Origin of the sequence: Domibacillus robiginosus (assembly GCF_000966195.1) — a bacterium.
GTDB lineage: Bacteria > Bacillota > Bacilli > Bacillales > Domibacillaceae > Domibacillus > Domibacillus robiginosus.
In genome coordinates this window covers 37981-44858 of the sequence record NZ_LAHL01000043.1, presented here as the reverse complement: position 1 = coordinate 44858, position 6878 = coordinate 37981, and the positions used below count along the sequence as shown (strand labels likewise).

Below are 6878 nucleotides of genomic sequence, written 5' to 3'. Positions count from 1 at the left end.
CTATATTGTTTTATGCTTTTATCATAGTTGACAAAGTCAATTACTACAGATTAAAGGAGTTATTTAAGTATGACGCAACCGACTGTTTCAAGCGTATCTGAAGTGAGAAAGTTTAATCGTTTTTATACCAATGTTCTTGGTTTACTCAAGCAGAAAGTATATGATAGTCCTTTTTCTTTAACAGAAACACGGATTTTATTTGAAATTAAAAGTAAAAGTAATTGTACAGCAAAGATACTGCAAGAAGAATTGGGTTTAGATCGTGGTTATGTGAGTAGAATACTAAAACGTTTTGAAGAACAAAATATGATCTATAAACAGAAATGTGAGAAAGATGGTCGTACTTGTTTTATTCATTTAACTGAAACAGGAGAAAAAATATACCAGGGTTTAGATAACGAATCCAACCAGCAAATTGAATTTTTACTAAGAAATATAGATTTCAACAATCAACAAAAGCTTATCAAAGCAATGAAAACAATTGAAATGGTTTTGTCGGAGCCTCTTGATCAAAAAGAATCAATTATTTCTATAAGAGAAGGTAATACTGCCGAAGATAAAGAGCTTATCATTGAAACACAAAGAGCTTTTTATGCAGATAACTATGGGTTTGATGAAACATTTCTAGACTATCTTTATAAGACCTTTGATGAGAAAATCGAAAAAATTTGGATTGCAGAAGATAACGGAGAATTTGCAGGTTGTGTCGGATTAATTGAAGAAACGAACAAAACGGCTCAGTTAAGGTGGTTCATTGTGGAATCGTCCATGCGTGGAAAAGGTGTAGGTACACAATTAGTTCAAACATTACTTGATTACTGCAAGAAGCAACAATATGAACGAGTACTTTTGTGGACTGTAAGCAATATGACGACAGCCCGACGATTATATGAAAAATTCGGATTTGAGATTACTGAAACAAAAGAGGAACAATTATTATGGGGGCAGAGGCTTGTGGAAGAACGGTGGGATTTAGAATTAAAATAATCAATACGCACGCCCTTTCTGTTAAAAACTTTGGAATTCGTTTCCCTGCCTTTGGCTCTTTCATCTTAGCCAAAGGGTTTATATTAATATGTCCTTCCTCATATGACCAGCAAAGAAGCGATTTTATTGAATGAACACGGTGAGCTAATAATGTGAACTTTAATATTTTGGGCAAGAATCCTTCTATTTGCTTATCCTACATTTCCCATGCTTGTGGCAATAACAAAATCCATCTCTCCCTTCAAATTTCTTTTAAAGGAATTATTGACTTGATTATAGAAACTGAAACGGAAGAGACTATTCAGCTATCGGGGCATTTAGTCTATAAAAAAACAGTAAGGGGGAAATGAATATGACAAAAAGAAATAAGGAGTTATCCTTAGAACAACGTGAAGAACTACTCAGAACTTTAAAAGACCGTTTTGAGAAAAGTATGAACCGTCATAAAGGTATTGAATGGGCTAAAGTACAAGCTAAGCTTGAAGCTAACACTGAAAAACTGTGGTCGCTCAATGAAATGGAAGGAACAGGCGGTGAACCGGATGTAGTGGGACATGATAAAAAGACGGATGAATACATTTTTTATGATTGTTCAGCAGAAAGCCCTAAAGGTCGCAGAAGTGTTTGTTACGACCGTGAAGCGCTGGAGTCAAGGAAAAAACACAAACCAGAAAATAGCGCGATTGATATGGCAGCTGCCATGGGCATTGAACTTTTAACGGAAGAACAATACCGGGAGCTGCAGAAACTTGAAAATGTCGATATGAAAACGTCGAGCTGGGTGCAAACACCTGCTACTATTAGAAAACTCGGCGGGGCTCTTTTTTGTGATCGTCGTTACGACACTGTTTTTGTGTATCACAATGGAGCAGAATCCTACTATAGCGCAAGGGGTTTCCGCGGCTCATTAAGGATTTAAATTTTACATAGATAGCTAAATTTGAATTTGAGAACGGCTCATCTGGGGCAGGCTTTCCTTTCATTCTTTAACTATCGGGGGCAAGAGTGTAAAAAACCGGCTGCTGTTTCGGCCGGCCTTTTTTCAATTAAAAAAGAGTTTTAATCAATAAGATATAGTTATGGGTCTTTATTAATAATTTATAATTCCCCTTATGTATCATGTTTGATATGTTAAAAAAAGAAAGGGGAATGATCATGAGAATTTTTGATGCACATTTTCATATTATTGATTTTGATTTTCCGATTATCGAAAACCAGGGATATACACCACCGAGCTATGTTGTAGCAGATTATCAAGATGAAACGACTGATTGGAATGTAGTAGGCGGAGTGATTGTATCTGGGTCTTTTCAAGGATTTGATCAGGAATATTTATTGAAGGCACTGAAACAAATGGGTCCAGCATTTTGCGGCGTGACACAATTGCCCTTTACTGTAACGGATGATGAAATTATAAGCTTGCATAACAATGGGGTAAGAGCATTACGGTTTAATATCAAACGAGGCGGTTCAGAAGATTTATCAAAGCTCGATTACTTTGCAAGAAGAGTGCATGATTTGGCCGGGTGGCATAGTGAACTTTATATTGATGCAAAAGAGTTACCGGAAATTGCATCGACGATTGAAAAATTACCTGCTATCTCGATTGACCATTTAGGATTGTCTGAAGAGGGACTAACACATTTATTAAAATTAGTTGATAAAGGTATACACGTAAAAGCAACAGGTTTTGGGCGCGTGGAGCTGAATGTTGAAAACGCTTTAAAATCTATATATAAAACAAATCCTGATGCATTGATGTTTGGCACAGATCTACCATCAACAAGAGCGAAAAGACCATTTGAATATGAAGATATTGAATTGATTCAGCAGCTATTTGATGAAAAAGCTGCTGATAAAATCTTGTATACAAACGCTTTAAAATGGTATTTCAAGTAATCCGGTTTTCATTAAAAAATACTAAAGTCTTTGCGTGTGAACACTTGGGCTGATGGAGGCTTTTATTTACTATTTCGGCTGTCATCTAATGGAACAAAAATTTATCGTGGTTACATTGGAGGGGAAATTTCAGTGAATACAAATCAAGTTACATTTAGAGAAGCAACCATACAAGACCTCGACCGCATTGTGTATATGCTTTCAGATGACGTTTTAGGAAACAAAAGAGAGCTTTATAAACAGCCTTTGCCGGAAAGTTACATAAAAGCATTTCAATCTATTAATACGGACCCAAATAATGAATTGATTGTAGCTTGTTATGGTGAAGAGATAGTAGGTGTTCAACAGATTACATTTACTCCATACATGACTCATCAAGGCGGATGGAGAGCTACAATTGAAGGTGTTCGTACCGCATCTTTAGAACGTGGGAAAGGTATAGGATCTATGTTAATTCGATGGGCCATTCAACGCGCCAAAGAGCGTGGGTGTCATATGGTTCAACTAACAACAGATAAAAAGAGACCCGAAGCACTTCATTTCTATGAAAAGTTAGGTTTTAAGGCATCGCATGAGGGATTGAAATTACATCTTTAGAAGGAATGGTTATTGAACTAATGGGGCGGTTAGTTAAAGAGAGAACAAATAAAGGAGTGTACTGGCTCCTTTATTTGTTCTTTTAATGGAATATTAAAACTGCCAATTAACGATTCCTAAAACATCAAAAGCAAAACAACTCAAATTGTTACTCAAAAGTTCGTCCATACAAGTAAGTTGGACTAACCTTACCTTAGACAGCAGTTAACCAAAAGTATTAATGGTTTCCTGGCTCTTGATAATGTTAATAAAACAAGCAATAGTAAAGCTTTTTACAGCATTCAATTAGCATCCAGCATCGATTCTACTCCATAGTATTTTCGCAATACTTTCGAGAGTATGGAATCTAAATCCTCGCTATCTACCCCATTACCAGGTTCTTTAAATTCTTGACCACATCCATTTTTCACTACTTCAATTCCAGTATAGTTAATATGGATTTTATTCGGACTGTCCGGATCATTTTCAGAGCTGCCTGTTCCCATCCCTCTAATACATTCTTTATCAATGCTGGTTCTTTGCCCGTTTTTGTCTACATAATAGTATTTATCTGTAACCCTCCCATAATCCATATCGGGAGCGGAAGTAGCAAAGTAACCGTCCTCATTTATATCGTGAATTTCATAATCGCCTTCTTTTTTAATTTCAGGAGCGCCTTTTACATGATAAAATGCATAAACGTATCCTTCATAACCTTCTGGAATCAAATAAATATCATTTGTTGCATCATTAAATGTACAACCTGCCAAAGCCAAAAGTGTAAAAGGTATCACAAGAAATCGTATTTTCAATATTTCCTTCTCCTTTCTTGCTCATTTATTTTTACAATAGACGATTTAAGAACTTTTATCCAGGTAAGCTGACCTCTTATTAGTTGAAAGAAATTAACATTACTATTTAAGAGAGCCATTGCTTTACTATTCAATCTTCATTGTTTTAAACATGGTTATATGTTATATTGTCTTCAAACTTATTAAAGAAGTTTAATAAGTTTTTGAATGTATATTTTTATCCACTTATTAAAGTTCTTTAATAAGTTGTAGGAGGTGAATCAAATGGATGAATTACGGGCTGCTCCAAAATCGATAAAGAGATTAATACTTCGAGGTATTCGTACAGCTCTTTTAAAGCAGGGAAGTGCCACAAAAGCTGAACTCAGCCAAACATTAGAAATTAGTTTCCCGACCATCAGCAAGTTTCTGGCACAGATGGAAAAGGAGGGGGAAATTTTTTCTGTCGGTTTAGATGAGTCCAGCGGCGGAAGGAGAGCAAAAAGATATACATATAATCCTGAGCATATGCTAGGTCTGGCGATATTTTTAGAGGGAACAGAAACACATTATACGGTTTTTAATTGCGCGGGAGAAGTAAAGAAACAGGGGAAAGCGCCGAGTGTACTGGTGAATGAGGGCTTGCATTTGTTAACAGATTGCATCGAAAACATCATGACGAAGCATCCGAAAATCAGTTCCCTGGCAATTGGTGTTCCTGGCTCCGTTGATCATGGTCGGATTTTTTTCATACCAGGATACGAGCAGTTTCAACATTTTGATGTAAAAGGATACTATGAGAATCATTTTTCCATACCTGTCGTAGTAGAGAACGACATGAATGCGGCTGTTCTCGGATATCACAATAGCAGGGGAATTAAGAACAAAGAGTCCCTTGTTTATTTGTATTCGGGTCAAAACGGTCCGGGTGCAGGAATTATGGTCAATGGAGATGTGGTGCGGGGAAGCACTTTTTTCTCGGGAGAGGTTTCATTCGTTCCTCAGTATAATGACCGAAATTTTCGGCAGGCTTTAGAAAAGGGAAGCAGGGTCCAGAAAGAGCTGATCCATGGAGATGGTGAAATCGATGCCATTAGCCGGCTGGTAGCCGCATTTGTTGCAATCATTAATCCTCATTCCATCATTTTTTGTCAGGATGAAGTGGAAGAAGCGGTATTGGACAAAATTTCCATAGTCAGCTCAAAATATATCCCGTCAGAGCATCTTCCAGTGCTTACAGTCAGTGATTGGAAACAGGATTATTTATACGGGCTGCAAAGTCTTGGACTCGACCTTATGATGGATGGAACAAGCAGGTAAAACAATCGAAAGCACAGCTGACCACAAAAAAATGAATAGCGGGGTTTACACATGGCATTATTTCTTTTAGTCATCATTTATTTGGCTTTTATCAGCTTAGGTTTACCGGATTCATTGCTAGGGGCAGCCTGGCCTGTGATGCAAGCGGACTATGGGGCTCCGCTTGAGGCAGCCGGATTCCTTTTTATGATGATTGCCGGCGGCACGATCGTCTCCAGCCTGGCCAGTGGAAAGATACTGAAACGGTTTGGAACGGGCAAAGTCACTCTTGTCAGCTGCTTCATGACGGCAGGTGCTTTACTCGGCTTCCATTTTGCGCCATCGCTCATCTGGTTCATTGTATGGACCATACCGCTTGGATTGGGTGCAGGCGCTGTTGATACAGGATTAAACAACTATGTTGCAGCACACTATAAAGCGCACCATATGAGCTGGCTGCACTGTTTTTGGGGAGTCGGGGCTACGTTAGGTCCAATCATTATGGCGCAGTTTATTTCAGGACAGCATTCGTGGAGAAGTGGATATTTTGCGATTGCGGGTATTCAATTTGCATTAGTTGTCATTCTTTTCCTGACTTTGCCTCTATGGACGAGAGCGGCAAAAAACAGCCATGTCGCATCTAATGGAGCGCTGGAAGATTCAAAGGATGTATTTGATGATGAAGGAGCTGAACAGGTAAAACCTTTGCAAATCAAAGGCGTTACATTTGCCCTGGTGTCCTTCTTATTTTATTGCGGGGCTGAAGCAACAGTGGGTCTTTGGGGAAGCAGCTTTCTGGTAAATATCAAGGAGCTGCCCGCAGCGACTGCTGCCCAGTGGGTGTCCCTGTATTATGCAGGAATTACAATTGGCCGATTTATTACAGGCTTTATTACCTTTAAAGTGAGTAACCGTACCCTTATTCGGATCGGGCAAATCATCGCCTTGGCGGGTGCTGCACTTCTATTCCTGCCATTGCCTGCCATTTTTTCACTTGCAGGCTTTATCATGGTTGGATTCGGATTGGCACCAATTTTTCCGTGTATGCTGCATGAAACGCCGATACGCTTTGGGAGGAAGCATTCCCAGACGATTATGGGGTATCAAATGGCTGTCGCTTATACAGGCAGTACATTTATGCCGCCGCTTCTCGGCTTTATGGCATCACATTCCACAATAGGCATTTTCCCGCTTTGTATTGTTGTTTTTGTTGCAGGCATGTTCCTCAGTTCGGAAAAATTGAATCGTTTATTGAAAAAGAATGATCTATCAACAGAGCACGAATCAAGTTCAAAAGTACTTTAATTACGCGGGATGTAAAAATCA

The 6878-nt window shown here is 38.6% G+C and carries 7 protein-coding genes; 6 read left to right on the top strand and 1 reads right to left on the bottom strand.

From position 1 onward, the window contains the following. Window positions 1-69: 69 nt before the first annotated feature. The 4 genes from VP97_RS18315 to VP97_RS18300 all read left to right on the top strand — a co-directional run bounded on the left by VP97_RS18315 (window position 70) and on the right by VP97_RS18300 (window position 3483). Window positions 70-987, top strand: coding sequence for a bifunctional helix-turn-helix transcriptional regulator/GNAT family N-acetyltransferase (locus tag VP97_RS18315; RefSeq protein ID WP_050183527.1), 918 nt, complete (start codon window positions 70-72; stop codon window positions 985-987). A gap of 352 nt (window positions 988-1339) precedes the next feature. Next, window positions 1340-1906 carry a DUF4256 domain-containing protein gene (locus VP97_RS18310; protein WP_050183526.1) on the top strand — a complete coding sequence of 189 codons (567 nt, stop codon included), beginning with the start codon at window positions 1340-1342 and terminating at the stop codon, window positions 1904-1906. A 236-nt stretch (window positions 1907-2142) separates the two neighbouring features. Continuing rightward, window positions 2143-2886, top strand: a complete 744-nt coding sequence (locus VP97_RS18305) for an amidohydrolase family protein (protein WP_050183525.1) — start codon at window positions 2143-2145, stop codon at window positions 2884-2886. A gap of 195 nt (window positions 2887-3081) precedes the next feature. Next, window positions 3082-3483, top strand: a complete 402-nt coding sequence (locus VP97_RS18300) for a GNAT family N-acetyltransferase (RefSeq protein ID WP_050183530.1) — start codon at window positions 3082-3084, stop codon at window positions 3481-3483. Window positions 3484-3764: 281 nt separating this feature from the next. On the opposite strand, the gene VP97_RS18295 is transcribed toward VP97_RS18300, so the two are convergent. Further along, on the bottom strand, window positions 3765-4274 hold the full coding sequence (locus VP97_RS18295; RefSeq protein ID WP_050183524.1) for a DUF6843 domain-containing protein: 510 nt from the start codon (window positions 4272-4274) through the stop codon (window positions 3765-3767). A 264-nt stretch (window positions 4275-4538) separates the two neighbouring features. Here VP97_RS18295 and VP97_RS18290 point away from each other — a divergent pair, with 264 nt between their 5' ends. Together VP97_RS18290 and VP97_RS18285 are read left to right on the top strand one after the other, a co-directional pair. Next, window positions 4539-5573 carry an ROK family transcriptional regulator gene (locus VP97_RS18290; protein ID WP_050183523.1) on the top strand — a complete coding sequence of 345 codons (1035 nt, stop codon included), beginning with the start codon at window positions 4539-4541 and terminating at the stop codon, window positions 5571-5573. Window positions 5574-5624: 51 nt separating this feature from the next. Next, window positions 5625-6857, top strand: coding sequence for an MFS transporter (locus VP97_RS18285; RefSeq protein WP_050183522.1), 1233 nt, complete (start codon window positions 5625-5627; stop codon window positions 6855-6857). Window positions 6858-6878: the final 21 nt, after the last annotated feature.

What these genes read in the sequence shown, in the direction of transcription:
- VP97_RS18290 (WP_050183523.1), top strand. Translation starts at nt 4,539, where the DNA reads ATGGATGAATTACGGGCTGCTCCAAAATCGATAAAGAGATTAATACTT.
- VP97_RS18315 (WP_050183527.1), top strand. Translation starts at nt 70, where the DNA reads ATGACGCAACCGACTGTTTCAAGCGTATCTGAAGTGAGAAAGTTTAAT.
- VP97_RS18300 (WP_050183530.1), top strand. Translation starts at nt 3,082, where the DNA reads ATGCTTTCAGATGACGTTTTAGGAAACAAAAGAGAGCTTTATAAACAG.
- VP97_RS18285 (WP_050183522.1), top strand. Translation starts at nt 5,625, where the DNA reads ATGGCATTATTTCTTTTAGTCATCATTTATTTGGCTTTTATCAGCTTA.
- VP97_RS18310 (WP_050183526.1), top strand. Translation starts at nt 1,340, where the DNA reads ATGACAAAAAGAAATAAGGAGTTATCCTTAGAACAACGTGAAGAACTA.
- VP97_RS18305 (WP_050183525.1), top strand. Translation starts at nt 2,143, where the DNA reads ATGAGAATTTTTGATGCACATTTTCATATTATTGATTTTGATTTTCCG.